The organism is Paraburkholderia phytofirmans PsJN (assembly GCF_000020125.1).
In the GTDB taxonomy this organism is placed as follows: Bacteria; Pseudomonadota; Gammaproteobacteria; order Burkholderiales; family Burkholderiaceae; genus Paraburkholderia; species Paraburkholderia phytofirmans.
In genome coordinates this window covers 1,282,893-1,305,883 of sequence record NC_010676.1, presented here as the reverse complement: position 1 = coordinate 1,305,883, position 22,991 = coordinate 1,282,893, and the positions used below count along the sequence as shown (strand labels likewise).

Here is a 22,991-nt window from a genome sequence, read left to right as displayed (position 1 = left end):
TGTGAAAACCCGATGTACTTACAATCTTCTCGATGAGGAGCAAGCGATGCCCCGATTCACTCGTGTTGGCGCCTTCTTCGTCCTCGTCGCAACGCTTCTTCTTGCTCCATCGTTCGAGGCTCGTGCGGCGTCCTCGAACTGGGCCGGCGATCAGCGCGCCAGTGTGCGCATCATCACGGCAACCGACGGCGTAGCCGGGAACACGCTGCAGATAGGCGTCGAATTTCGCTATCCGAACGGCTGGCATGGTTACTGGCGCACCCCTGGCGATGCCGGCATCGCGCCGATTTTCGACTGGTCCCGGTCCCGGAATGTCGCATCGGCATCCGTGTCCTGGCCGGCGCCGTCCCGCCTCGTTATCTCGGGTCTGCAAAACAGTGTCTATACGGGCGATCTGATTCTGCCGGTGAGCCTTAAGCTGGACCATCCGCACGAGGCGACCCGCATTGCGCTGACGCTCGACTATGCGAGTTGCGCGAATGTTTGCGTGCCCGAACATGCGGAGGTGGCGCTCACCTTGCCGCCGGGCATGGACGGACCATCAAGCGAAGCCGCAGCTATCGCCGCAGCGGCGCAAAGGGTGCCGCAGACGCCCGCAGAGGCCGGAATCGGCGTGGTGCATAGCACGCTGGAGCAAACCTCCGCCGGCCGGCGCCTGAAGGTCGATCTGCGCAGCGAGGGCACCCCGTTTCTGTCGCCCGACCTGTTCGTCGAAGGAGCCGAGGCCGGTCTGCCCGCAGCGCCACACGTACACCTCTCAAACCACGGCCACCGGGCTGCACTGGAAGTCGAATTGCCGCCTGCCGCTGCAGCGAAAGAGCCGCTGCGCCTGACGGTGGTGGACGGATCCAGAGCGGCCGAATTCATGACCGCATCAGTCGTCCCCACGGGAGACGACGGTCACGGCATCGTCGTCATTCTGGGCTTGGCGCTGCTTGGCGGCCTGATTCTGAACTTCATGCCATGCGTGTTGCCCGTTCTTTCAATCAAGGTTTTCTCGGTAGTGAAAGCCGCAAGCACCGGACGCAAAACGGCAAGGCGGGTGGCGCTCGCAACGGCCCTGGGAATCGTCACTTCGTTCGGATTGCTTGCCGCCGTGCTGTCCATCCTCAAACTCGCGGGTGCGTCGCTTGGATGGGGCATACAGTTCCAGCAACCGTGGTTCCTCGCAGGCATGGCCGTCGTCACGACGCTGTTTGCGGCAAGCTTCTTTGACTGGCTCCCGATCGGTCTTCCGCCATTCCTTTCCGGAGGTGCGAGCGGTGCAACCAATCGGGGGCCGCTTGTCGAGGCGTTCCTCGGCGGCATGCTTTCTACGCTTCTTGCCACACCGTGCTCGGCTCCGCTCGTCGGCACCGTGGTCGGCTTTGCATTGGCACGTAGGCCGCTCGAGATTACGGCGGTGCTTCTCGCGCTCGGGGTAGGAATGGCACTTCCCTTCCTGACATTGGTACTGGCGCCGTCGCTCGCGACGCGGCTTCCGCGCCCCGGCCAGTGGATGATCCAGTTGCGCAAGATCATGGGCCTGCTGCTGCTCACGACCTCTATCTGGCTGATTGCGTCGTTGTGGAATATTGCGGGGATGGCCGTCGCGTCACTCGTCAGTATCGTGCTGATTGCCATGCTTGCCGTGCGGGCCGCCGAGACCCGATGGGGAAGCCTGCGGACCGCGCGATGGTCAGGCGCAGCGACTGCGCTCCTCGCGTGCTGCGCCATTGCAATTTCCTCGCTCCCCCCTTTCGGCACAGGAGACCGAAGCGCTCCGCCGACCGAATGGCAAGCGTTCGATCCGAATGCAATCAGCGCGCTGGTCGCGAGCGGCAAGACTGTGCTTGTCGACGTAACGGCAAGCTGGTGTCTCACCTGCAAGGTCAATGAGCTATCCGTTCTGGACACGGCTGCCGTGCGCACCCGGCTCAGACAGGACAATATCGTGCGCATGCGAGCCGACTGGAGCCGGTATAACCCCGGAGTGCTCGCCTACATCCAGCGTTTCGGTCGTTTCGGCATTCCGCTCGACGTGGTATATGGGCCTCGCATGCCACAAGGGCAATTGCTGCCTGAGATCTTGCAAACTTCGACGCTCTTCCATGCGCTCGACAACGCCACGCCCGCCAGAACAGCGAAAAGCAATTCATCCGCCGGATGACATGACACAATTTCTTCAGATGAGCGCAGGTCAGTACTCGGTTTGGACCGCATTGCCGTCGCAAATAAATACCCTCTTCCGTGTAACCCGAAGCACTTTCTGAACGAATTCAAGGGGCGAGGTCGCACTGGCATAACACGTCGACCGCACAAAACAAAATGGACAGTCCGTCGTTTGCAGCGGCTTCCCGTTTGCCAGAAATGTCCCTGAGAAATGCTTCCATTGTGACCATGACTCTAAAAACGATGCTCAGCCTCGCTTCACGTCTGTTCGGCCAGGCGGAATCCGCACACAGTGTGGATCGACCGCTTCTTGATAGTCTGCTCGCACTTGCGTGGGTGGTAGAGGCCCGAGACCCCTACACCGGCGGACATTTGTGGCGAGTCTCCCGTTACGCGAGTCTGCTGGCACGACAGATTGGTCTTTCGGATCGCGATGCGGCGAACGTCTCGGTGGGTGGATTCCTGCATGATCTGGGCAAAATCGCCGTTCCCGATTCGGTCTTGCTCAAAACAGAGCGTTTGACCGCTGCGGAGTATGCCGTCATCAGAACGCACCCTGAAGTCGGCAAACGACTGCTTGCGAAGCACCCTTTCGGCGAACGCATCGCTGACGCAGTTTACGCCCACCACGAGCGACCCGACGGCAAGGCTTATCCGTTAGGCCTCGCTGGCAATGAGATCACCCCCATGGCCGCAATCATCGGCATCTGCGACGCCTTTGACGCCATGACCAGTACACGCCCGTACCGTAAGGCAATGCCGATTGACGATGCCTTTGCTGTCGTACGCGACAATCTCGGCACGCAGTTCAATCGCGAATATGGAGAAATGTTTCTGACACTGGGTGGGAGCCTCAACCTGTACCACATCGCAGGCCATAGCGATGAAGGAATACCCCTCCAGTATTGCCAGACGTGCGGTCCAACTGTGGTCGTCAGGTCGGATACACTCAAGGATACCGAAGTATATTGTCCAGCCTGCACAGCAGGCTACCGATTCAAAGGCATGTTCTCCACGATGCTGCCGACGGGAAACAAGGCGAGTGCCGCCGACTTGGCTCCCTCACCAGACCTGGCACTCATTGCGCGCGTTACGGGGCAGCTACACACCTTGTCATGACACCGCTTGCCTGGCGAGTCATGCGGACAGTAGCTCCCTGCGCCGACGTGCCGCAGACCCGTTCTCATAGGGATGTTGTCAGAGTAGTGAGCCAGGCTGGACTGACGGACAGGAGAAGGGTTTCCAACTGACGGTCGACGCCGGTGATGACGATCGTTCCCATGACAACGAAAAGGGCACCGAGCGTCCAGCGGGCCGTCTTGCCCCACGCGGCAAGCGTGCCGCGCACCTTCGTGAGCGAAACTCTCGAGATCGTTCCGAGCAAAACGAGCGGCAGCGCCGCACCCAAACCGAACAGCGCCATCACGATGGCAATATGGCCGAGGTCCTGACCTTGTGCCGCCAGCGACGTTGCCGCACCCAGCGTCGGGCCGACGCAGGGGGTCCAGACGAACCCCAGCAACAGCCCGATCATCGCCTGCCCGAGCAATCCGTTTCCTTTCACATCGTCGAGCGCCTGCTGGCCCTTTGCACCGATGACAGAACTGAGCCGCGAAAAAGCCCTTTGAAGCGTGCCCGATAACATGACAAGACCGAAGAACAGCATCAGGCTCGCAGCCCAGCGTCGAAGAATCTCAGGGTCCAGTCCCGCTGACGCTCCAAGCGTGGCGAGAAATATGCCGACGCCCGCAAACGAAATGGCCAGGCCGGCTGCCAGCGCGATGACGCCGAATCGATGTTTAGCTAATGCTGACGTCGCGAGTATCGGGAGCAGCGGAAGGACACAGGGAGACAGCACCGATGCCGACCCGGCGACGAGACTTAACCCATACGTTGCAGCGGTGAATTGCATCACAGAGCCTGTTCAAACACGGCCCGGATGGTGGCCTCCTGGGTCTGCCCCGTCGAACGCGCCACTTCGTGGCCATCCTTGAAGACAACGAAGGTCGACTGCTGGGTTACCTTGAGTTCTCTTTTCAGTTTCGTTTCCGCATCATAGTCTGCGATGAAAATCGTCACCTGCTTCAGTTTGGGATCGGCAGACAGATGGTCGACGATCGGCTTTTGAACCCGACATGTTGGACACCAACTGGCATGCAGATAGACAACCGCCGGCCGACCCGATGAGACGGTCTGATCGAAGCTTGCCTGAGTAAATGGCATTTCACCCGCGAACGCGGCGGCTGACGCCGCCAGCAACGCTGCACCTACGATGTGTTTAACGAATCGTATCCGGTTCATGATTAGACCCTTTTGGCGGTTGGGAAAAGAGGGGAAACAGTCAATGCTCCAATCCTAGTTCGGATATTCGGCAATCTCGGTTACAGCGCGGCACAAATCTGCTGCCCCCGTCCGTAGCTCTCGACGGACCCAGACGCGTCCGGTGACGCAGAGGCCATTTTCACGTTCGGATGTAACCGAAACGGGTTTCAGATCGAACTAGCAAAGGATCGACTGCAACCGAGGTTAGGCAGTCTTTCGTTTCCCTTTGTGTGTACCTGTATTTCGCTTTCTGAAACCCGAGATCGACATGACCACGGATTTAAACTTCGCATGCACGATGTGCGGCGATTGTTGTCACAATCTTCGTCTGCCCCTGAGCGTCAACGAAGCCATACGCTGGCTGGAACGTGGCGGAGATGTCCAGGTTCTTTGCGAAGCGATGCCGTGGCCCGTCGAACCATCGACGGACGATGGCCAGGTGCAACACAGGCGAGTGCGGTCGTTTGCCGCCGAAAGCGGTGAGCTTCCGATCCGTGTGATGGTGACCGTCGCTGCCGCCTTCGACGGCGCCTGCCCGCACCTGCAACCCGATATGCGATGTGGCGCATACGAGGCAAGGCCCAACGTCTGCAGAATCTATCCGGCTGAAGTCAATCCTTTCATCGAACTTATGCCGGCACACAAGGCTTGCCCGCCTGAGGCGTGGGCCGCCGACAGACCCTCATTCATCAAAGGCAGTCGAATCGTGGATTCCATCACGGCGGATCTGATCCAGAACTCCCGTGAGGCAGCCGTTCGTGATGTTCCTGTGAAGGAGCGGCTGTGTGGAAATGCTGGTTTTCGTACCGCATCTTTGGCCAATGAGGGGTTTGTGACGTACACGCTACCTCCTCGTACAATGCTTGATGAGTTATGCAGAGCGCTGGATCCTGCTGCGCCTGCTACGCAAGCGGTGCCGTGGCGTATTCTGTCAAATCGACGCACTACTGTAGACACCCTCAATTCGGTGGGCGCTCATTCGGAAATGCACGCAGCTCTATTGCCGACTGAGGGCTACATCCCGCTCTTTGAAGCGAATTAGCGTCCGTCCCGTTGGATTCCGAAGGGCAGCAGGCTAGCCCTTGGATGCGCGAATCTGCGAATGTGCGATGCCATGCGCCGCAAATCTTCGCCGCAAGCGGTGGAAACGCCATGTCCGCCCATGCCCACCGCTCAGTCGATGTTGGGCTCGAGAAGCGCCAGCGCCGGCCGTACAACGCCCTCCAGCAGAGCACGCTGCGGCCTTGTGCGGGCAAGCACCCGTATGCCCAGATGCACCCCGAGCAGTAACCGGGCAAGATCATCGGCGGGCTGCGCACTGGAAATCTCGCCGGTCTGCTGGCCCGCGTTCACACAACGCCGGAAAAACGCTTCGACCTCCACCAGTACGTTTGCGATCATCGCCTGAAAATCGGCGTCGTGTGGTGCAACCTCAAGCGCCGAATTTACCAGCAGGCATCCCTTACGGTCCCTGTCGCGGACCGACCGCTCGACAATCTCCCGGAAGAATGCCTTGATGGCTTCCAACGGCGGCAGGCTACGCTCGAATCTCGATACCCGGTCTCCGAAGCTTCTTTCAATGTAATGCGCCAGTGCTCGTTCAAACAGCGACCGTTTGTCCCCGAACGCGTTGAACAGGCTTGCCCCCGTAATTCCCATCCCCTGCGCGAGATCCCGGACGGAAGTAGCTGTATAGCCATAGATCCAGAACTGGTGGGCGGCCGCATCAAGGACTGCATTTTCATCAAATTCCCGTGGTCGGGCCATGTTAACTCCTCACATCGCGTAACGTTTTGCCGGTCGGCATTGCAACGTCACACACGTTACGATATTCTAAATCAACTGATCTAAAATGACCTGATGCGATAGCACTTTCTGGGGTCCAACGAAAGCCATCACGCACGCATCAGGCGGTCTGAACGCAACGCACGGTAAGCTCATGATCGACTTTTATTTTCACCCTACACCCGACCCTGCAAAGGTTGCCCTGATGCTTGAAGAAACGGGCCTCGAGTATGAACTTCGGCCCGTCGACACCAAGAAGGGCGAACAGCACCTCGACGCTTTCCTCAAAGTCAACCCGAACGGCAAAGTTCCCGCCATCGTCGACAGGGCCGGGCCGGGCGGGAGGGAAACGAGGGTGTTCGATTCCAGTGCCATTCTGCTTTATCTGGCCGAGAAGACTGGACAGTATCTCGGCGCCGCAACTGATCGCCCCGAACTGCTCTCCTGGCTCTTCTTCGTCAGTTCAGGTGTCGGACCGTTCTCGGGTCAGTCGGTACATTTCCAGCACGCGGCACCGGAGAAACTGCCGTATGCGATCAACCGGTTCCGCCGTGAAGCGGAGCGGCACTATCGCGTACTCGACGAGCAGCTCGCGGGCCGCGAGTATCTCGTCGGAGAAACCTATACGATCGCCGACATGTCCGCGTGGGGTTGGATAGCACGCGCCGCTTTCGTCCGGCCGGGCACTGATGATCCGTTGGCGCCATTCGCCAATCTCAAGCGCTGGTTCACTGAAATCGACGCCCGCCCGGCTGCGATTCGCGCAAGAGCGGTCGGAACCGGCCACGCATTCAAGCAGGAGATGGATGAGCAAGCCCGGCACGCCCTCTTCCCGTCCAACTACCCAGCCGCATGACGTACAGAAGCGCAGGGGAATTCATCCCCTGCGATAGGCGATCCATAGCTCCGAAGAATCAGACCAGACAAGGAACGCGAGGAATGGAAATCAGCAACAGGCGGGGGTTGACTACGGGCGGCTCCAGCGGCATTGGCCTGGCACTCGCCCAGGCGAAGGAGACACCCATGATGCAGAGTTCACGAGCCGGGGCCGAACTGGGTTTCGTACGTGAACCGGCAATAGCTGTTGCCGATGCGATCTGCTCCGGGCTTGAACAAAAAGCCTTCGAGGTCATCCGGGGCGGTGAGACTCGCACGCAAATGATCGCACTGAATCCCAGCAACCCTGCTGCGCTCGACCGACGCTTTGCCGGCATGAAAGCCGTGCTTGAGAAAGCTGTTCGGGACCACTCTGCTCTTTGACCCGGGAGTCAGAACCGTGTATTCCGCAGAGCAGCGTCTGAAAACATTGCTTGTTGCGGGCCTCGCGGGCAACGCATCCGACTATCGCTTGTTCCTGTCCGAACTGACGCGTCACCTGCGGGGTTACCTTCGAAAGCGGATTCCACAACTCCACGACGACGTCGAGGATCTCGTTCAGGAAATCCTGCTTGCCGTGCATAATGCGCGTCATACCTACCGCCCGGATGAACCTCTCACCGCGTGGGTCCACGCGATCGCGCGTTATAAGCTGATGGATTTCTTCCGGACCCGCGCCCGACGCGAGTCGTTGCACGAACCGCTTGACGAGCACGACGACATTTTCGCCGAATGCGACGACGAGCCGGCGGATGCCCGTCGTGATGTCGGGAAACTACTGGGTCATCTGCCCGACAAACAGAGGCTCTCGATCCTGCACGTCAAGTTGCAGGGACTTTCGGTTGCGGAAGCCGCCCAGTTGACAGGGCTATCGGAATCGGCTGTCAAGGTCAGTATCCATAGGGGACTCAAGGCTCTGGCCGCACACGTCCGGAGAATTGCATGAGAACAGATGATCTTGTCGGATTGCTCTCGACCGGCATAACACCTGTGCGAAGAGGCACCGCAGCCCGTCGTTTCGGCATCTCACTGCCTATCGCCATGCTTGGCGCAACGGCGTTGATGGCTGCTGTGTTTGGCGTTCGCCCCGATCTGGCGGTCGTCGTCAAAACCCCGATCTTCTGGGAGAAGCTCGCGTTGCCGCTATGCCTCGCAATTGGTGCCCTGATTGCGACCGTTCGGCTGGCGCGCCCCGGTACCAAGGTTAAAGCCGCGTGGCCCATCATGGCGACACCGGTGCTAGTCGTCTGGATCGCTGCAATAACGATCGTCGTCACCGCGGCGCCGGAAGAGCGGCTGCCTGCGATACTCGGGCACTCGTGGCGGTCGTGTCCGTTCAATATTCTTCTGCTCGCCATTCCAGGCTTCATCGCCGTATTCTGGGCCGGCAAAGGTTTGGCACCCACGAGGCTCCGGCTTGCCGGCGCTGCCTCCGGACTGCTCGCGAGTTCGATCGCCACAGTCGCGTACTGCTTTCATTGCCCTGAGATGAGTCCAGCGTTCTGGAGCGTCTGGTATATGGCTGGTATGTTGCTCCCAGCCGCGCTCGGCGCGGTGCTTGGTCCCACACTCCTTCGTTGGTGAACAACGCTGCGACAATATGCACTGCAGTCGCCTGGTCAAATGGCTGATGTCGACCACCACAGGCAAAAAAACAAAACGCCCCTGTAACCAGACGTCTGTGACCCACGAATTAGATGACGTATCCATCACGGATACCTTCTAATCTCTGGAGAAATGCGATGTCCACAAAAGCCACTGTTAGCGCCACCCTGCTCGCCGGCGTTGTTGCGAGCCTGCTTGCATCAGTCGCACACGCAGCACCGCTCACAAAAGCGGAAGAAGGCGCAGCCATCGCGGCTCACAAGGAAAAGTGCTACGGCGTCGCACTGAAGGGGCAGAACGATTGCGCCGCCGGCCCCGGCACGACGTGCCAGGGAACCTCAGCAATGGACTTCCAGGGCAACTCGTGGAAGTTCGTTCAAGGCGGCACCTGCACGAGTATCGAAGTGCCGGGCGGTGGCCATGGCTCGCTCACGCCGCTAAAGTCCTGAACCGGCCAACGGCTTGATGAACGGAAGCGGCCATGAACGATACCTCAAGGACAACGGCGGTTTGCGAGCCTGGCTGTTCGAATGGCGTGACGCGTCGCGCTCAGGCGCCTGTCGGAACCAGTTTCAAACATGAACACCTGAGCTCGATTCTCGCGGATGGCCTGAAGGATGGCTTCTTCGAAGTTCACGCCGAGAACTATATGGGCGCCGGTGGTCCGCCCCACCGGGCACTTGCGGCGATTCGCGAGGCCTATCCGATCTCCCTTCACGGCGTGTGCATGTCGATCGGCGGACCTGGGGCGCTGGACCTCACGCACCTCTCGCGCTTTCGCGATCTGGTGACGCGCTACGAACCCGTGCTGGTGTCTGAGCACCTCGCGTGGTCGTCGCACGGCGGCACATTCTTCAATGATCTCCTGCCGTTGCCGTACACGAAAGCAACGCTTGAGCACGTGTGCGAACACATCAGCCAGGTCCAGGACGCGATCAAACGTCCCCTCCTTCTTGAGAACCCGTCGACCTATGTCGCGTTCGCGTCCTCGACATTGAGCGAAACCGAATTTATCCGCGCAGTCGTTCAACACACCGGTTGCGGCCTGTTGCTGGACCTTAATAACGTGTTCGTTTCCGCGACCAATCACGGCTTTTCCGCCGAGGCGTATCTTGAAGGATTACCGCTTGAACAGGTGGGCGAAATACACCTGGCCGGACATAGCGAGCAGCGCGACGACGAAAACGAACTGCTGCTCATTGATAGCCACGATTGCGCCATCTCCGATCCCGTCTGGCATCTCTATCGGGATCTCGTTGCGCGAATCGGGCCAACGCCCACGCTGATCGAATGGGATAGCAAGCTTCCCGCATGGCCGGTGCTGCGGGCTCAGGCACTTTCCGCGCGGCACATCACGGCTGAAGAAGACGTGTCACTCGCCGAGGAGGTCAGCCATGCAGGCTGAACATCTTTCGGGCGGCCACGCCGCCGCGTTTGCACCGGGTTTGACGGACCCATCGATCACCGCGCCAGAAGACGTCACCGCCGCGCCGGGCAAGGGTGTGGTCAAGCGCTACAACGTTTATCGCAACAACGTCACGGTCAGCCTCATCGAGGCGCTGGCGGCGGTCTATCCCGCTATCCAGCGCATCACCGGCGCCGACTTCTTCAGGGCGATGGCCCGTTTCCATCTCCGCGCGACGCCTCCCACTTCGCCGCTGCTGTTCGAGTACGGACGGGACTTTCCCGCGTTCATTGATTCCTACGAATATGCGCGCGAGATGCCCTGGCTTGCGGATATCGCGTGCATCGAGCGGGCTTGGCTGGATGCGTATCACGCAGCCGACCTGCCTGTGCTCGCTGCCGAGGCGCTAGCCGGGATCGAACCGGCGTCCCTCGCTGAAGTCCGTTTCACGCCGCACCCCGCCACGCGAGTGGTTCGATCACGCTATCCCGCCGTGGCCATCTTTGCGATGAACCGGAACGACGGCCCCGTTAGGCCGCTGCGCTCAAGCGAAGCGGAGGACGCACTCGTGACGCGGCCCGAACGTGAGGTGCTGGTATCGCGCCTGCCGGCTGGCGGTGCGGCCTTCCTGACGCGTCTCCTCGAAGGCGCGTCACTGGGCGAAGCGGTCGCGGCGGCGTTTCAGGAGGCGCCCTCCTTCGACATCCACGGCAACCTGGAAGGGATGCTTTCAGCCGGCGCATTCACCGGCATCCGGCACGGAGATTGACCAGGACGTCGGACCGTTTGCCCGGCAGACGGTGCCGGTATTGCATCGCGTATCCGCTTTCAAAAGGTTGGGACGTTTTCCGTCGGGTAACATGAGAACTTCAGATCTGATATTAAGGCTAACTAACAACCTGACACCGGTTGAATCGAATTTTGCTTCGAAGCGGCTCAATCGCGCGCTTAGTGTTGGCATGGCCAGCAGCGCGGCTTTGCTGGTAGTACTTTACGGCATCCGCAGCGACATGCCGGCATTGATATTGACGACGATGTTCTGGGTGCGACTTGCGTTTCCGGTAACGACACTCATCGCTGCGATGAACCTCGCCGGACGGCTTGGACGGCCCGGTGCACCCGTCAGGCTGGCATGGTTAGCGGTGACACTGCCATTCATTATCATGTTGCTCGCTGCCACGTTCGTCGTATTCGCGACCCCGCCAGGTTATCGCCTGCAACTGATGTTAGGTACAACATGGCGAGTCACCACGGCGAATATTGTTCTGCTCTCTCTACCATCGCTTGCCGCAGTGATGCACGCCTTGAAGGGACTCGCTCCCATCCGCCCGATGTTGTCAGGTACAGGCGCCGGGCTGCTCGCTGGCGCGCAAGGACTGCTCGTATATTCGCTTTACTGTTCAGAGATGTCGGTACCGTTCTGGGGTGTCTGGTACGTATTGGGCGTCAGCATCACCGCCGCTATCGGTGCGCTGATTGGTCCGCTCTATTTGAGGTGGTAGTCCGGGAAGAGCAGCAAGTTGAACGTGAAGTGACGCCCCTCGCCTTCGCCTGACAAATGCGGATGTGGGATCGCCCTCGCCAAACTAACATTCCTATGGTGATGCAAACCTTGCGACGGTCGTGTTTATGCTACCTGACACATGGCAGGCATGGCAGGCCGCCGCATGCCGACTCAAGCCAACGCCGTTGACACGTGTTCGACAAAGGCCCTGACCTTTGCCGCGTGCTTGCGCTCGGGCGGGCTCACGAGATGAATAGGCGATTGGGGCGACTCCCAGTATGGCATCAGCCGTACAACTTCCCCGCTTGCCAACTCATTTTCAAATAGCCAGGTGGGCGCGTAGCCAATACCCATTCCTGTCACTACCGCGAGCCGTAGCACCTCGCTGCTGTTGGTCTGGATATGCCCCGCAACACGAACACTGCGAAGGGTTCCCCGCGTGGCCGACGCACCAGCCCCGGCCGTAAATGTCCACGAATTGCTGTTGGACATCTCTGTATAGACAATGCATTCGTGCGCGAGCAGGTCTTCCGGATCGACGGGGGCGTGACTCCCTGGCGAAAGCGCACGCACGTAATCGCTGTGCGCCAACAGCATGCGCTGAGAGGTGCCAACGCGCCGCGCAACTAACCTGCTGTCGTCCAGCGCACCGATACGGACCGTGACATCAATTCCCTGGTCCACCAGGTCGATAAAGCTGTCGTGCAGCCGCAGGTCGACTCTGACATCGGGGTGGGCAGCCATAAACGACTTCACCAATGGCATCAGCTTCAAACGACCAAAGCCCACCGGGGCGGCCACTCGGATCCAGCCGCGCAATTGCTCCTCACCGGTCTTGAGGGCCGATTCCGCCTCGGCAATTTCCGCCACCAGCCTGCGCGCCTGCACGAAATAGCGCTCCCCCTCTTCGGTCAGAGCGAGCGAACGCGTTGTTCTAACCAATAGGTTGGCGCCGAGCGACCTTTCTAGCGCCGCCACCTGCTTGCTGATGGCGCTCTGGGTGGCGTGCAGCTCGTCCGCCACCGCCGAAAAGCTCCTCGACTCGACCACCCTTACGAAGGTTTGCATTGCTGAGAGCTTGTCCATGTCTGTCAATATATTCCATTAACTACTAAATGTTAGTGCGAAACCCCCTCTATATCAATCAAAAGGAATCAGTCACAGTGCGTCATCGCATCTCAACTACCGAAAGGAATTCACCGTGACCACCATCAACGTTCCCACCCGGCAAGAAGTGAGCTCAGTCAACCAGGCGATCTTTGACAATCTCGAAAGACGCTTTGGTGTGGTGCCTAACCTCTTCGCCACCATGGCGCATTCGGGAAGCGCCCTGGCCAGCTACATGGCATTGCAAAGCGCCAAGAGCACGATTTCCGGCAAAGCACGCGAAGTGGTCAACCTCGTTGTGAGTCAAGTGAACGAGTGCGAGTACTGCCTCGCGGCTCACACCATGGTGGGCAAAATGAGCGGGTTCTCCGACGAGCAAATCATCGAAATTCGCCGCGGCCGTGCCAGCTTCGACAGTAAGCTCGATGCCCTCGCCCGTCTGGCCCGGGGCATCGCCCAAAGCCGTGGCCATGTCGATCCGGCCGTGGTGGAGGCGTTTTTCGCTGCGAGCTGGACCAAGGAAAATCTGGTGGACACCATTGTCGCCATTGGCGACAAGACTATTACGAATTACCTGCATTCCACCACCCAGATTCCGGTGGATTTTCCTGCAGCCCCGGCATTGGACTGATCCGGCTAACCTTGAGAGACATACACATGAGCTCCCTTTACGACCCGCTCACCATGGGCAAGCTTCAACTCAAGAACCGCGTCTTCATGGCGCCACTGACCCGCAACCGTGCCCGGCCAGACGGAGTGCCGGGAAGCATGGCGGCCGTCTACTATAGCCAGCGTGCGTCGGCAGGATTGATCGTGACGGAGGCCACCCAGATCTCGCCCATGGGCAAGGGCTATGTGAACACGCCTGGCATACACACCGACGAACAGGTCGCGGAGTGGAAGAAGATCGTCGCGGCCGTACACCAGGCTGGCGGGCGAATCTTTCTTCAGCTCTGGCATGTGGGTCGCATCTCTCACAGCAGCCTGTTGCCAGGCAATGTCGCGCCATTGGCCCCATCGGCCATCAGGGCCAAGAGCCAGACAGTCACCGCATCGGGTTTCGTCGACGTATCCACGCCTCGTGCGATGACAGCCACCGACATCCTCCAGACCATCGGAGATTTCCGCAAGGCGGCGGCCAATGCCCATCTGGCAGGCTTCGATGGGGTAGAGATTCATGCCGCCAATGGCTACCTGATCGATCAGTTCCTCCAGTCCAAATCGAATGCTCGTACGGACGATTACGGCGGTACGACTGCGAAACGCGTCCGCTTCCTCCGCGAGGTCGTCGAGGCGGTGCTCGATGTATGGGAGCCGACGCGGGTAGGTGTCCGCATCTCGCCAGGCGGCACCTTTAACGATATGGACGATGAGGATCCCGAACAAACATTCTCCCAGGTCGTCGATATGCTCAACGGTTTTCGTCTGGGCTATCTCCACGTCGTGGAAGCCGCGCCAGAGGAGACGCCTGCGCGCGAGCAGTTGACCACCCTGTTCAAGTATCTACGGGGTGCATGGAAGGGAATTTACATCGTCAACGGTGGCTACGATGCCGCACGGGGTGAGCTCGCCGTCTCCAGCGGTGATGCCGACGCTGTGGCTTACGGCCGACTGTTCCTCGCGAATCCGGATCTGCCAAAACGCCTGAGCCATCGGGGGCCGCTCAATGCCCCCGATCCCAAGACCTTCTACGGTGGCACCGCAGCCGGTTATATAGATTATCCAGATTGGTCTGCGCATGTCTGATCTACTGGCACTTCCTTGAATCTCGCGCGCACGCTTGGGGTCGAGCGATTCCGCCAGCAACTATGCCACGGTACGCACGAGTAACGATAACTTCGGCGCGATGGCGCGTCGCGTCAGCGCCGCTCCGTCAGGGCCACTCGGCAATGAGGGCGCGGCGAATCGCAATCGGGCGCAAGATGCCGCCGATCGCCGGAGAGAGGATTCAGCTTCACGCAACCGACCTTCAAGCCCAACTAGTCCCGGCGCAGACGAGGCGCTGCAACTCGCTGCGGTGATCCGCACCGTCGAAGGTGCCTTACGCGCCTCGCTGACGGAAAAGTGGGGAGAGAGCTATTGACGGATGTCGACATCAAGGGGCGAGCTGACACGCTTGGCGCCACCCAGCTCACGATTCGTTCTGCAGTTGCGCGATCAACTGCAGAACGAACTCTTTCAATACGGCCGACAGCATGCGCCCAGACAATGTCTGAATCTGTACGCTGCGCAGTGTCATACCGGGATGGTCAATCGGAATCGCCACGAGACCGTCCTGCTCCAGCCGCGCCCGCACCGTAAACCGGCTCGTCAGTGAGACAGCGCCCGACATCTGCGTAAAAACGCACAACGTGCTTGAGTTATTACAGGTTAACACTGGGTCGAACAGCAGGCCTTCAAGACTGGATGTCACGTCGAACATTTGCCGGATCGTCGTGCTCCGATCGAGTAGCGCAATCGGAAAGGGCTGCAGATCGGCCGGCGACACGCTGCTGCGAGCAGCCAGCTCATGGGTACGCTGCATCAACGCATAGATCGGCGCGCTGCGCGCGTATTCGACGCGAATCTCCGGGTCTCGCGCGACACTAAAGGTCAGGCCGATGTCCGCATCGCCGTTGCGCACGCGCAGTGTTACGTCCTGAGGCGCAGTCACCGTCAGCTCGAAGCGCGTACCCGGCGATTTCTCCAGAAAGCGGGCGACGACGTGCGGCAGCATGTCCCGCGCAAATGCCTCCGATGAGGCGATACGAATCGTGCTTCGATCGAACGAGGCAAGCGCCTTGATCTCATCGAGCACCTGCTCACCCTCAAGCAGGGTTCTGCGCACATGAGCGGCCAGAAGTTCGCCGGCCTTGGAGAGCGCCATGCCGCGCGGTTGCCGCTCGAATAGCGGATAGCCCACTTCGTCTTCCAGCTTTGCGATCTGCCGGCTGATCGCCGAGATCGTCACATGCAATCGCTCAGACGCTTCGCTTAGCGAGCCGGTGTTTGCAACCGCCAGAAAGTAACGAAGAGCGACGCTGTGCATGCAGGATGCGCTGGTTTGCGCTTTTGGAAAAGGGAGTCCGCAAATAAGTCAATTGTGGTGCGGCTTTTGGCTTCGTACGCTTGGTTCATCGAAGCAATTACAAGCAGCGTACAAGCCTACTGGTCGGAGACATGATGACACGCGATAAAGCGATCGACAACGCCATTTCATATTTCGATTCAGGTGATTTTCTACGCGACCTGCAGCGCAGGGTCCGCATGGAAACCGAGAGTCAGGAAGCCTCCCGTAAACCGCTGCTCCAGGACTATCTGAGCCTCGAACTGAGCCCTTCGGTCGAACGACTCGGCTTCGAAACGCGCATTGTGGCGAACCCGCTCGAGGGTGGCGGGCCGTTCCTGCTCGCAGCTCGTAACGAAGATCCCGCCCTGCCCACCGTCCTTATCTATGGGCACGGCGACGTAGTGCGCGGATACGAAGGTCAGTGGAAGAACCAGATGCGCCCGTGGGACATCACCATAGACGCAGACCGCTGGTACGGCCGAGGCACGGCGGACAACAAGGGCCAACATACGATCAATCTGGCCGCGCTCGAACAGGTCATGACCGCCAAAAACCAGCGCCTCGGTTTCAACACGAAGCTGCTAATCGAAATGGGTGAAGAGGTGGGGTCCCCCGGACTTCAGGCGATTTGCGAACAGCACAAGGAAATGCTTGCTGCCGATCTTTTGATTGCTTCCGACGGCCCTCGCGCCAACGCCGGCACGCCTTGCGTTTTTCTCGGCTCGCGTGGCCTCATCAATTTCACCCTTTCGGCCAACCTGCGCGACGGCGCCCACCACTCCGGCAATTGGGGCGGCCTGCTGCGCAACCCCGGCACGGTGCTCGCCAACGCAATTGCGTCCATCGTCGACGCGCGTGGCCGGATTCTGGTCGAGCAGTTGCGCCCCCAAGGCATTCCAGACACGGTACGTCATGCGCTAAAAGATATCGCCGTAGACGGTGGACCCCATGATCCGGCCATCGACCCTGACTGGGGCGAACCGTCCCTGACCGCCCAGGAGCGCGTCTACGGCTGGAACGCGCTGGAGGTGCTGGCGTTCACGACGGGAAACCCGGCCAATCCGGTCGGCGCCATTCCTCCGACCGCACGCGCGCATTGCCAGCTCAGATATGTGGTGGGCACCGACGTCGACAACATCGCCGCGTTCCTGCGAAGCCACCTCGACCAGCTTGGTTTCAGCATGGTTGAGGTCGAGATCTGCGAACAGATGGGCGCGACACGCCTGCCGCCGGATGATCCGTGGGTCGAATGGGCACTTGACTCGCTTCGGCAAACAGCTGGAAAGAAACCGGACCTGCTGCCGAATCTCGGTGGCTCGATACCCAATAACGTCTTTATGGACATTCTGGGCATGCCGACGATCTGGATTCCCCATTCGTATGGCGCCTGCTCCCAGCACGCGCCGAATGAGCATCTGCTCGCAAGCGTGGCGCGCGAAGCGCTGCAGATCATGGCCGGCCTCTTCTGGGATCTCGGTGAAACCGGCGCGACGGTTCGAAGTCGACGCCGACGGCAGGACGTCACCGACGAAATGGCCTGAATCCCTTTTGCTCAAGCGAATACTCCTCCCATCCCCAGGACTATCACATGCACACCGCCGCGACTGTGACTGATACCGTTTCAATTGAAACCAGGCGTTCCAGCTTTTACTGGATCATCATGGCCGCCTCGATCGGAAATGCACTTGAATGGTTTGATATCCTGATCTATGGTTTTTTCGCCACCATCATCGCCAAGACATTCTTCCCAGCCTCAAACTCCACAGTGTCGCTCCTGATAACGCTTGGCACATTTGGTATTTCATACCTCGTCAGGCCGGTCGGCGCGCTCGTGCTCGGCTCCTACGCGGACCGGCGCGGCCGCAAGGCATCCATGATGGTGTCGATCGTCATGATGATGTTAGGCACCGCCGTGATAGCCCTGATGCCGGGCTACGCGACAATAGGCGTCGCGGCGCCGATCGCGGTCGTGTGCGCGCGCATGATCCAGGGGTTTTCCGCGGGAGGCGAATTCGGCAGCACAACTGCCTTTATGGTCGAACAGGCACCGGAGCGAAAAGGCTTTATTGCCAGCTTCCAGTTTGCAAGCCAAGGCCTGAGTTACCTGCTCGCAGCAGGGTTCGGGGTCTTACTGACGAATACGCTCGATACGGCTGCGCTTGAATCCTGGGGTTGGCGCTTGCCGTTTTTCTTCGGCATCCTGATCGGACCCGTAGGCCTTTATTTGCGCAAGCACGTCCACGAAGGACAAATTTTCCAGGAAGCCAAGTCGGGAGAGCATCCGGTCAGCACGGTGTTTGCGCGTCAGAAAGGCCGCATGCTCCTCGCCATTGGCACGCTGGTTCTGTCGACCGGAACCAGTTACGTCATCCTTTACATTCCAACCTACGCGGTCCGCCAGCTTCATCTTCCCGAGAGTTTCGGTTTCATGGCGACGATGCTCACAGGTGCCATTCTCACGTTCGTCACGCCGTTTGTGGGCCACCTCTCCGACCGGGTCGGACGGGTGCGCATGATGGCTTGGGCCGGCATCGTCTTCACGTTGACCATCTACCCAGTTTTTAAGGTTATCGGCGAGCATGCCGGCCTCGGCGCACTAATGGCGATGATGGCGTGGGTCGGATTGCTTAAAGCGGTCTATTTCGGGGCCTTGCCCGCTTTGATGGCGGAGACGTTCCCGGTCGAAACACGGGCGACCGGCATGGCGATCAGCTACAACATTGGCGTGACTATTTTCGGCGGCTTCGCACCGTTGATTGTGGCGTCGCTGATTCAGGCGACCGGCAGCAAGCTGGCCCCGGCCTTTTATCTGATGCTGCTCGGCGTTATCAGCCTTGTTGCCTTGTGGCGATGCCGCACGACGCTAAATCTGCGCTGATGCGGACCTGAACTGTTGGCGCTTGCAACTGATACTAGCCGCGATGACAGAAGCATTCGCAAGTTCAGTAAAACTGCGCCGACGCACTTTCAGCGCTGCGCTACGGCCTGCCCGCCGCGCGCAGTGCCGCTCTCAGACTCATTTCTATGTCGACAAGTTTCGCGCCTAGCTCCGCAAAGCTGCTGCGCCCCTCGCCGAATATCTCGCCGTTCATGTAGATCGTCGGCACAACGCTAATATCACGCGCCGACACCTCGCTTTGAAAAATTCCTCCGTCGATCGTAATGTTGTGAACCCGTGGATTGATCACCGTCATCATGTTCAGGGCTTGCACGACGTCCACACAGCTTGCGCAAGAGAGCGAAATATAGGTCTCGAAATAATAGTCACGTTCTAGCGTTCGGATTTGTTCAATGGTCGTATGGTCGGCTATTACGGGGTGTCCTCCCACCTGAAGTATTGCGAGGACAAGAGACGAAAATTCAGGTCCTGAAGGAGTGGCGGCAAACTGAATGCCAGCTTTTTCTCCGACCTGCCTGATTGAAAACGATGGCTTACGTTCGTTGCCACGCGGCTCCTCGATTACCGTCACCAGATCTGTCAACGACGCGATTTCGTTCAACATCGTCCGCATCTCGTGCGACGTTTGACCACCGCCCTGCGACACGATCAGTTCGACTGGTCTGCGGATGTTTTGCAGATATGTCTGCAGCTGTGATCTGAGACTGATGCTTAACATGATTCGATCCCGTACCAACCTGCACAAGGTTATGCGAAGAAGTGCCAGGAACTGAAAGAAATGTGCACAGAACGTGTAGCGTGAGTCTGCGATCGGACCACCCGAGAGCTTTTCGCCGTCTGTTGCACTGCCGCAATGTCGCTCGGCTGCCTGACAACACTGACCGTGGTTCAAAAGGAAGCTTATACGCCCACGGCTGACGTGCCAACCTGCCGGGTCGGGGAGCGGACATTCTCGTCGAGGGCTACGGGCCGCGAAAACACGCGAGCACCCAAAGCCGACGGCGCCCGCCGGCGCATCTGCGAAGAACGCGAGGCAATGCTGCCTCCAACGTCGGTGCCTTTGGTGGGCTAGCCGTACAGATTTAAGGTGTTGGCGATTCGTCTGGAACGGGTGCGCGCGTGCCTGCTCCGGCGGCTACTTCTCTGCGACTGCCGAGCTTGTGAACAATCTTGGGCGGCACGTCAAACTACCGCGTCATCTGCGGCGGGGTCGAAGTTACACCGGCCGCTCGTCGACTCGCATAGGGAGACGTCAGTTTGGTCATAGGCGACATTCACGTACCGTATCCCTCAGACGGCTCCGCCGTCGCTTCGGCGACATTCGCACTTCGGCGGCGGCGAACGTCAGCTTGCACTGGTAACGAATGCGTAGATGTGATCCGCTTCGGCCCGCGCGCGCGAACCCTGCACTACCTTCGGCATCGAAGGGATCAAGCATTCCGACCAGTGCCGTTCCACTTCTGAGCTTCGTCAATTCGGTCCGGGTCGGCGCTCAGACCTTCAGAACCAGTTGTGCGGCAAGCGCATCTGTATCATCGGAAAGCTCAGCGCCTGCTGTTGAATACTGCTCGTCAGAGAGACCTGCATGCATGCCGGCGCCGCGTTGCAGACGGACCGCATGACATCTTGCGACGAACTTCTTTACCGTCTCTGGCGAGGCGGCTACACGCCGCTCTTCGTGCGTCGTCTCCGCTGGAATTCCTATCGAGCCCGTCCTCACATCGTGTTATTCGACCGGGTCGAGACCGCGCGATACGGCGCAATGATCCGCTGCTGGCGAGGCCCGCGAATGTCCACGGTTTTCGCCAGGCCGCATGTTGTTCTTCAATCGGACGTACCGACGTCGTGCCCGCTTGGCGATTACGCCGACTGTTCGAGGAGGATCCTCGGGTTCACGTATTCGTATCCAAGTGCCGAAGCGACTGCTTCATGGGTGACCTGGCCGTCACATACGTTAAGACCGTTTCGCAGATGCCTGTCGGCGCGCAGTGCCTCGCGCCAACCGCGATCTGCGATGGCTAATGCGTGTCCAAGCGTCGCACCGTTGAGCGCGAACGTCGAGGTGCGGGCGACAGCGCCTGGCATATTGGTGACGCAGTAGTGGATGACGCCATCGATTTCATACGTCGGCGCGCCGTGCGTCGTTCCTTTTGACGTCTCGAAACAACCGCCCTGGTCGATGGCAACATCCACTGCGACCGCCCCTCTCCTCATCTTCGCGATCATTGCGCGGGTCACGAGTTTGGGTGCGGCCGCACCGGGCACGAGGACCCCTCCAATGAGCAGATCTGCGTCGACGACCGCGTCTTCGATACTGGACGACGTCGAATACGCGGTCGTAATCCGGTTGCCGAACACGAGGTCCAGCGATCGAAGCCGGTCAATGCTTGTGTCCAGCACCGTCACGCGTGCACCCAGACCAATAGCCATCTGCAGCGCGTTCGTGCCGACCACACCCGCGCCGATGATCACGACGTGTGCGGGCGAAACGCCCGGAACGCCACCAAGCAATACGCCTCGTCCACCCTTACTTATTTCGAGGTGCGACGCACCAGCCTGAATGCTCATTCGGCCAGCCACCTCGCTCATCGGTGCCAGCAGCGGAAGGCCGCCATTCGGTCCAGTGATGGTCTCGTAAGCAATGCAGATGGCCCTCGACTTCACGAGCGCTGCCGTCTGTTCAGGATCCGGAGCAAGATGCAAGTAGGTGTAGAGAATCTGCCCGCTGCGGAGCATCTCCCATTCAGTTCTCTGCGGCTCCTTCACCTTCACCACCATATCGGCGCGTTCGAATACTTCCACCGGGCCATTCGCGATAGTCGCTCCAGCCCATTCGTAGAGGTCGTCGTTGAGCCCAATAGCTGCTCCAGCCCCCTGCTCGACTACGACTCGATGACCGCGTCCAGTCAATTCGCGCACCGAAGAAGGCGTAAGTCCAACCCGATATTCGTGGTTTTTTATTTCTTTCGGAACTCCAATTAGCATGATGTCTCCTCTATTTCGTCAATGAAAATTTCGCCGGCAGATCTGCCGTTCGCAAGCGGCCTGATCACTTCGCGCTCGTGGCACGCTCGGGCATCGCGTAAAGCAGTACATTGCAGCCTGCCGCCAGGTGATCGCGACGAGCATCCTCAATTTCGTTGTGGCTGATGCCGTCCTTGCACGGAGTGTCCAAAGTAGTCCCCACCACCTGAAGTAACGGACATCACTTTGGAAACCCGCTTAAGTTCCGTCCATGCGGCCACGAAATGACGCTTACGTCTCTCGCTCTTATTGAAGTTGCCGATTCGTCGTGCAGTCTGTGGGCGCATTGTCACCGAAGCCCGTTTCGCTAGAGACATGGATAGCGTCGGTTACGTCATCACTCACCAACGCGACGATCGTCTCGATGAGCTTCTTCAGAGAATTAACGGACCCATAAACACTGTGATATTCAATCTGCCCGATTCTCGCATCGAGAATCACAGTCATACCTGACTTCCGAGCGATCTCTAAAACGTCCATTTTTCGCCTCCATAGCTTCCTGGCGCTTGCAGCACATTCACGCGTCGTCGAAGCGTTAGATTGCAGAAGCGTAAAAAGCGCTTCTGTTCATTTTCCTTGCCTCGGGTGGATAGACACGCCACACACCGTCCCAATGTTGGAAAAAGTAAATCACATGTGCCATATCGGCGCTTCTGGACTCGACACGAACGCAACGTCGTGCGCTGCTCACAAGCATGTTGCACTTGCTGATGCGCACACCTGATAAAGGCTCAAACCACTTATCAATCAATGCGCGTAACGACAATGAACTCTCGGCCAATTTGCGCTCCTGAAGTTCGGCTGCTTGCCATTTTGAGTGATCAGACTAGGACAACTCGCGCGTCTGTGAAATATACGGCTGTCGTTTTGCGGAGCTACCGTAGTTTCTTTCCGAAGCTAGCGCAATGTCCCGGTGGTGCACTGTACTAACGTAATCAGCAGTACAGTTTTGGCGTTCTGTGCGCGTTTCGTCGCCAATCACGGCTTAGAGCGCGTTAGGAACTTGGTGAAGGCTGCGGTGATAGAGCAGGACAGTCCTTGGGCAACCCTTGGTATGTGTCTGCGCTCCACACAACTCTCGCGTGCCGGCACGCACCGTGCGCAGCGGCAGCAAGTTCAATTGCCGCAAACCTCAGGGCCATCTCATACCCGTGCGAAGAAGTCGACCGTTTAGCCTCCTAACACCACCCGGCTTTTTGATCCGTGGCGACCTGCGGCTCGCACTGAGGCGTAAAGGAAACTGTGTTGCTCGAATTTTCTAACG

24 protein-coding genes are annotated in these 22,991 nt (G+C 59.1%); 15 read left to right on the top strand and 9 right to left on the bottom strand.

Going from position 1 to position 22,991, the window contains the following annotated elements; translation table 11 throughout:
• Nucleotide 1: 1 nt before the first annotated feature.
• Complete coding sequence (locus BPHYT_RS25545; protein WP_148225148.1) at nucleotides 2–2,149, top strand: protein-disulfide reductase DsbD family protein; 2,148 nt, start codon at nucleotides 2–4, stop codon at nucleotides 2,147–2,149.
• Nucleotides 2,150–2,307: 158 nt separating this feature from the next.
• Nucleotides 2,308–3,270 (top strand): HD-GYP domain-containing protein, encoded by a 963-nt coding sequence (locus BPHYT_RS25540; protein ID WP_238535748.1) that lies wholly within the window; start codon nucleotides 2,308–2,310, stop codon nucleotides 3,268–3,270.
• Between the two features lie 64 nt (nucleotides 3,271–3,334).
• On the opposite strand, the gene BPHYT_RS25535 is transcribed toward BPHYT_RS25540, so the two are convergent.
• Both BPHYT_RS25535 and BPHYT_RS25530 read right to left on the bottom strand, forming a co-directional pair.
• Complete coding sequence (locus BPHYT_RS25535; RefSeq protein ID WP_012427009.1) at nucleotides 3,335–4,063, bottom strand: cytochrome c biogenesis CcdA family protein; 729 nt, start codon at nucleotides 4,061–4,063, stop codon at nucleotides 3,335–3,337.
• The gene (locus BPHYT_RS25530) at nucleotides 4,063–4,452 is read right to left on the bottom strand and encodes a thioredoxin family protein (protein WP_012427008.1); all 390 of its coding nucleotides are present in this window, start codon (nucleotides 4,450–4,452) and stop codon (nucleotides 4,063–4,065) included. Before BPHYT_RS25530 ends, BPHYT_RS25535 begins: the two co-directional genes overlap by 1 nt.
• 289 nt (nucleotides 4,453–4,741) lie before the next feature.
• Between BPHYT_RS25530 and BPHYT_RS37500 the strand changes: the two genes are divergently transcribed.
• Nucleotides 4,742–5,515: a YkgJ family cysteine cluster protein gene (locus BPHYT_RS37500; RefSeq protein ID WP_012427007.1), complete on the top strand. Its 774-nt coding sequence runs from the start codon at nucleotides 4,742–4,744 to the stop codon at nucleotides 5,513–5,515.
• 131 nt (nucleotides 5,516–5,646) lie between these two features.
• On the opposite strand, the gene BPHYT_RS25520 is transcribed toward BPHYT_RS37500, so the two are convergent.
• On the bottom strand, nucleotides 5,647–6,240 hold the full coding sequence (locus tag BPHYT_RS25520) for a TetR/AcrR family transcriptional regulator (protein ID WP_012427006.1): 594 nt from the start codon (nucleotides 6,238–6,240) through the stop codon (nucleotides 5,647–5,649).
• 172 nt (nucleotides 6,241–6,412) lie between these two features.
• On the opposite strand from BPHYT_RS25520, the gene BPHYT_RS25515 reads away from it, so the two are divergent.
• The 8 genes from BPHYT_RS25515 (at nucleotide 6,413) to BPHYT_RS25480 (ending at nucleotide 11,646) form a co-directional block, all read left to right on the top strand.
• Nucleotides 6,413–7,114 carry a glutathione S-transferase family protein gene (locus tag BPHYT_RS25515; protein ID WP_012427005.1) on the top strand — a complete coding sequence of 234 codons (702 nt, stop codon included), beginning with the start codon at nucleotides 6,413–6,415 and terminating at the stop codon, nucleotides 7,112–7,114.
• A gap of 83 nt (nucleotides 7,115–7,197) precedes the next feature.
• A complete protein-coding gene (locus BPHYT_RS25510) occupies nucleotides 7,198–7,518 on the top strand; it encodes a hypothetical protein (protein ID WP_012427004.1) in 321 nt (106 codons plus the stop codon).
• Nucleotides 7,519–7,534: 16 nt separating this feature from the next.
• Complete coding sequence (locus BPHYT_RS25505; RefSeq protein WP_012427003.1) at nucleotides 7,535–8,080, top strand: sigma-70 family RNA polymerase sigma factor; 546 nt, start codon at nucleotides 7,535–7,537, stop codon at nucleotides 8,078–8,080.
• Entirely contained in the window at nucleotides 8,077–8,718 is a 642-nt protein-coding gene (locus tag BPHYT_RS25500) for a DUF1109 domain-containing protein (RefSeq protein ID WP_012427002.1), read from the top strand. Before BPHYT_RS25505 ends, BPHYT_RS25500 begins: the two co-directional genes overlap by 4 nt.
• 158 nt (nucleotides 8,719–8,876) lie before the next feature.
• Nucleotides 8,877–9,188: a BufA1 family periplasmic bufferin-type metallophore gene (locus BPHYT_RS25495; RefSeq protein WP_012427001.1), complete on the top strand. Its 312-nt coding sequence runs from the start codon at nucleotides 8,877–8,879 to the stop codon at nucleotides 9,186–9,188.
• 32 nt (nucleotides 9,189–9,220) lie between these two features.
• On the top strand, nucleotides 9,221–10,144 hold the full coding sequence (gene bufB, locus BPHYT_RS25490; protein ID WP_012427000.1) for an MNIO family bufferin maturase: 924 nt from the start codon (nucleotides 9,221–9,223) through the stop codon (nucleotides 10,142–10,144).
• Nucleotides 10,134–10,913: an HvfC/BufC N-terminal domain-containing protein gene (locus BPHYT_RS25485; protein WP_012426999.1), complete on the top strand. Its 780-nt coding sequence runs from the start codon at nucleotides 10,134–10,136 to the stop codon at nucleotides 10,911–10,913. Before bufB ends, BPHYT_RS25485 begins: the two co-directional genes overlap by 11 nt.
• A gap of 91 nt (nucleotides 10,914–11,004) precedes the next feature.
• Complete coding sequence (locus BPHYT_RS25480; RefSeq protein ID WP_012426998.1) at nucleotides 11,005–11,646, top strand: DUF1109 domain-containing protein; 642 nt, start codon at nucleotides 11,005–11,007, stop codon at nucleotides 11,644–11,646.
• Nucleotides 11,647–11,819: 173 nt separating this feature from the next.
• On the opposite strand, the gene BPHYT_RS25475 is transcribed toward BPHYT_RS25480, so the two are convergent.
• Nucleotides 11,820–12,734, bottom strand: coding sequence for a LysR family transcriptional regulator (locus tag BPHYT_RS25475; RefSeq protein WP_012426997.1), 915 nt, complete (start codon nucleotides 12,732–12,734; stop codon nucleotides 11,820–11,822).
• A 115-nt stretch (nucleotides 12,735–12,849) separates the two neighbouring features.
• Between BPHYT_RS25475 and BPHYT_RS25470 the strand changes: the two genes are divergently transcribed.
• Nucleotides 12,850–13,386, top strand: coding sequence for a carboxymuconolactone decarboxylase family protein (locus BPHYT_RS25470; protein WP_012426996.1), 537 nt, complete (start codon nucleotides 12,850–12,852; stop codon nucleotides 13,384–13,386).
• A 26-nt stretch (nucleotides 13,387–13,412) separates the two neighbouring features.
• Entirely contained in the window at nucleotides 13,413–14,501 is a 1,089-nt protein-coding gene (locus tag BPHYT_RS25465; RefSeq protein WP_012426995.1) for an alkene reductase, read from the top strand.
• 385 nt (nucleotides 14,502–14,886) lie between these two features.
• Here BPHYT_RS25465 and BPHYT_RS25460 read toward each other — a convergent pair whose 3' ends face one another.
• Nucleotides 14,887–15,783, bottom strand: coding sequence for a LysR family transcriptional regulator (locus BPHYT_RS25460; protein ID WP_012426994.1), 897 nt, complete (start codon nucleotides 15,781–15,783; stop codon nucleotides 14,887–14,889).
• 134 nt (nucleotides 15,784–15,917) lie between these two features.
• Between BPHYT_RS25460 and BPHYT_RS25455 the strand changes: the two genes are divergently transcribed.
• Both BPHYT_RS25455 and BPHYT_RS25450 read left to right on the top strand, forming a co-directional pair.
• A complete protein-coding gene (locus BPHYT_RS25455) occupies nucleotides 15,918–17,345 on the top strand; it encodes a M20 family metallopeptidase (RefSeq protein WP_012426993.1) in 1,428 nt (475 codons plus the stop codon).
• Nucleotides 17,346–17,392: 47 nt separating this feature from the next.
• Entirely contained in the window at nucleotides 17,393–18,682 is a 1,290-nt protein-coding gene (locus BPHYT_RS25450; protein WP_012426992.1) for an MFS transporter, read from the top strand.
• A 100-nt stretch (nucleotides 18,683–18,782) separates the two neighbouring features.
• Here the strand turns inward: BPHYT_RS25450 and BPHYT_RS25445 are convergent, their stop codons facing one another.
• The 4 genes from BPHYT_RS25445 to BPHYT_RS25435 form a co-directional block, all read right to left on the bottom strand.
• The gene (locus BPHYT_RS25445; RefSeq protein WP_012426991.1) at nucleotides 18,783–19,421 is read right to left on the bottom strand and encodes an alkyl hydroperoxide reductase subunit F family protein; all 639 of its coding nucleotides are present in this window, start codon (nucleotides 19,419–19,421) and stop codon (nucleotides 18,783–18,785) included.
• A gap of 774 nt (nucleotides 19,422–20,195) precedes the next feature.
• Nucleotides 20,196–20,423, bottom strand: a complete 228-nt coding sequence (locus BPHYT_RS39715; RefSeq protein ID WP_083772096.1) for a hypothetical protein — start codon at nucleotides 20,421–20,423, stop codon at nucleotides 20,196–20,198.
• A 140-nt stretch (nucleotides 20,424–20,563) separates the two neighbouring features.
• The gene (ald, locus tag BPHYT_RS25440; RefSeq protein WP_012426990.1) at nucleotides 20,564–21,688 is read right to left on the bottom strand and encodes an alanine dehydrogenase; all 1,125 of its coding nucleotides are present in this window, start codon (nucleotides 21,686–21,688) and stop codon (nucleotides 20,564–20,566) included.
• Between the two features lie 285 nt (nucleotides 21,689–21,973).
• On the bottom strand, nucleotides 21,974–22,207 hold the full coding sequence (locus BPHYT_RS25435; RefSeq protein WP_012426989.1) for a hypothetical protein: 234 nt from the start codon (nucleotides 22,205–22,207) through the stop codon (nucleotides 21,974–21,976).
• Between the last annotated feature and the right edge of the window lie 784 nt (nucleotides 22,208–22,991).

Coding starts and splice junctions, on each gene's coding strand:
- BPHYT_RS25510 (WP_012427004.1), top strand. CDS start 7,198: ATGGAAATCAGCAACAGGCGGGGGTTGACTACGGGCGGCTCCAGCGGC.
- BPHYT_RS25540 (WP_238535748.1), top strand. CDS start 2,308: ATGGACAGTCCGTCGTTTGCAGCGGCTTCCCGTTTGCCAGAAATGTCC.
- BPHYT_RS25535 (WP_012427009.1), bottom strand. CDS start 4,063: ATGCAATTCACCGCTGCAACGTATGGGTTAAGTCTCGTCGCCGGGTCG.
- BPHYT_RS25515 (WP_012427005.1), top strand. CDS start 6,413: ATGATCGACTTTTATTTTCACCCTACACCCGACCCTGCAAAGGTTGCC.
- ald (WP_012426990.1), bottom strand. CDS start 21,688: ATGCTAATTGGAGTTCCGAAAGAAATAAAAAACCACGAATATCGGGTT.
- BPHYT_RS25520 (WP_012427006.1), bottom strand. CDS start 6,240: ATGGCCCGACCACGGGAATTTGATGAAAATGCAGTCCTTGATGCGGCC.
- BPHYT_RS25435 (WP_012426989.1), bottom strand. CDS start 22,207: ATGGACGTTTTAGAGATCGCTCGGAAGTCAGGTATGACTGTGATTCTC.
- BPHYT_RS25480 (WP_012426998.1), top strand. CDS start 11,005: ATGAGAACTTCAGATCTGATATTAAGGCTAACTAACAACCTGACACCG.
- BPHYT_RS25495 (WP_012427001.1), top strand. CDS start 8,877: ATGTCCACAAAAGCCACTGTTAGCGCCACCCTGCTCGCCGGCGTTGTT.
- BPHYT_RS37500 (WP_012427007.1), top strand. CDS start 4,742: ATGACCACGGATTTAAACTTCGCATGCACGATGTGCGGCGATTGTTGT.
- BPHYT_RS25485 (WP_012426999.1), top strand. CDS start 10,134: ATGCAGGCTGAACATCTTTCGGGCGGCCACGCCGCCGCGTTTGCACCG.
- BPHYT_RS25465 (WP_012426995.1), top strand. CDS start 13,413: ATGAGCTCCCTTTACGACCCGCTCACCATGGGCAAGCTTCAACTCAAG.
- BPHYT_RS25450 (WP_012426992.1), top strand. CDS start 17,393: ATGCACACCGCCGCGACTGTGACTGATACCGTTTCAATTGAAACCAGG.
- BPHYT_RS25445 (WP_012426991.1), bottom strand. CDS start 19,421: ATGTTAAGCATCAGTCTCAGATCACAGCTGCAGACATATCTGCAAAAC.
- BPHYT_RS25530 (WP_012427008.1), bottom strand. CDS start 4,452: ATGAACCGGATACGATTCGTTAAACACATCGTAGGTGCAGCGTTGCTG.
- bufB (WP_012427000.1), top strand. CDS start 9,221: ATGAACGATACCTCAAGGACAACGGCGGTTTGCGAGCCTGGCTGTTCG.
- BPHYT_RS25455 (WP_012426993.1), top strand. CDS start 15,918: ATGACACGCGATAAAGCGATCGACAACGCCATTTCATATTTCGATTCA.
- BPHYT_RS25460 (WP_012426994.1), bottom strand. CDS start 15,783: ATGCACAGCGTCGCTCTTCGTTACTTTCTGGCGGTTGCAAACACCGGC.
- BPHYT_RS25500 (WP_012427002.1), top strand. CDS start 8,077: ATGAGAACAGATGATCTTGTCGGATTGCTCTCGACCGGCATAACACCT.
- BPHYT_RS25475 (WP_012426997.1), bottom strand. CDS start 12,734: ATGGACAAGCTCTCAGCAATGCAAACCTTCGTAAGGGTGGTCGAGTCG.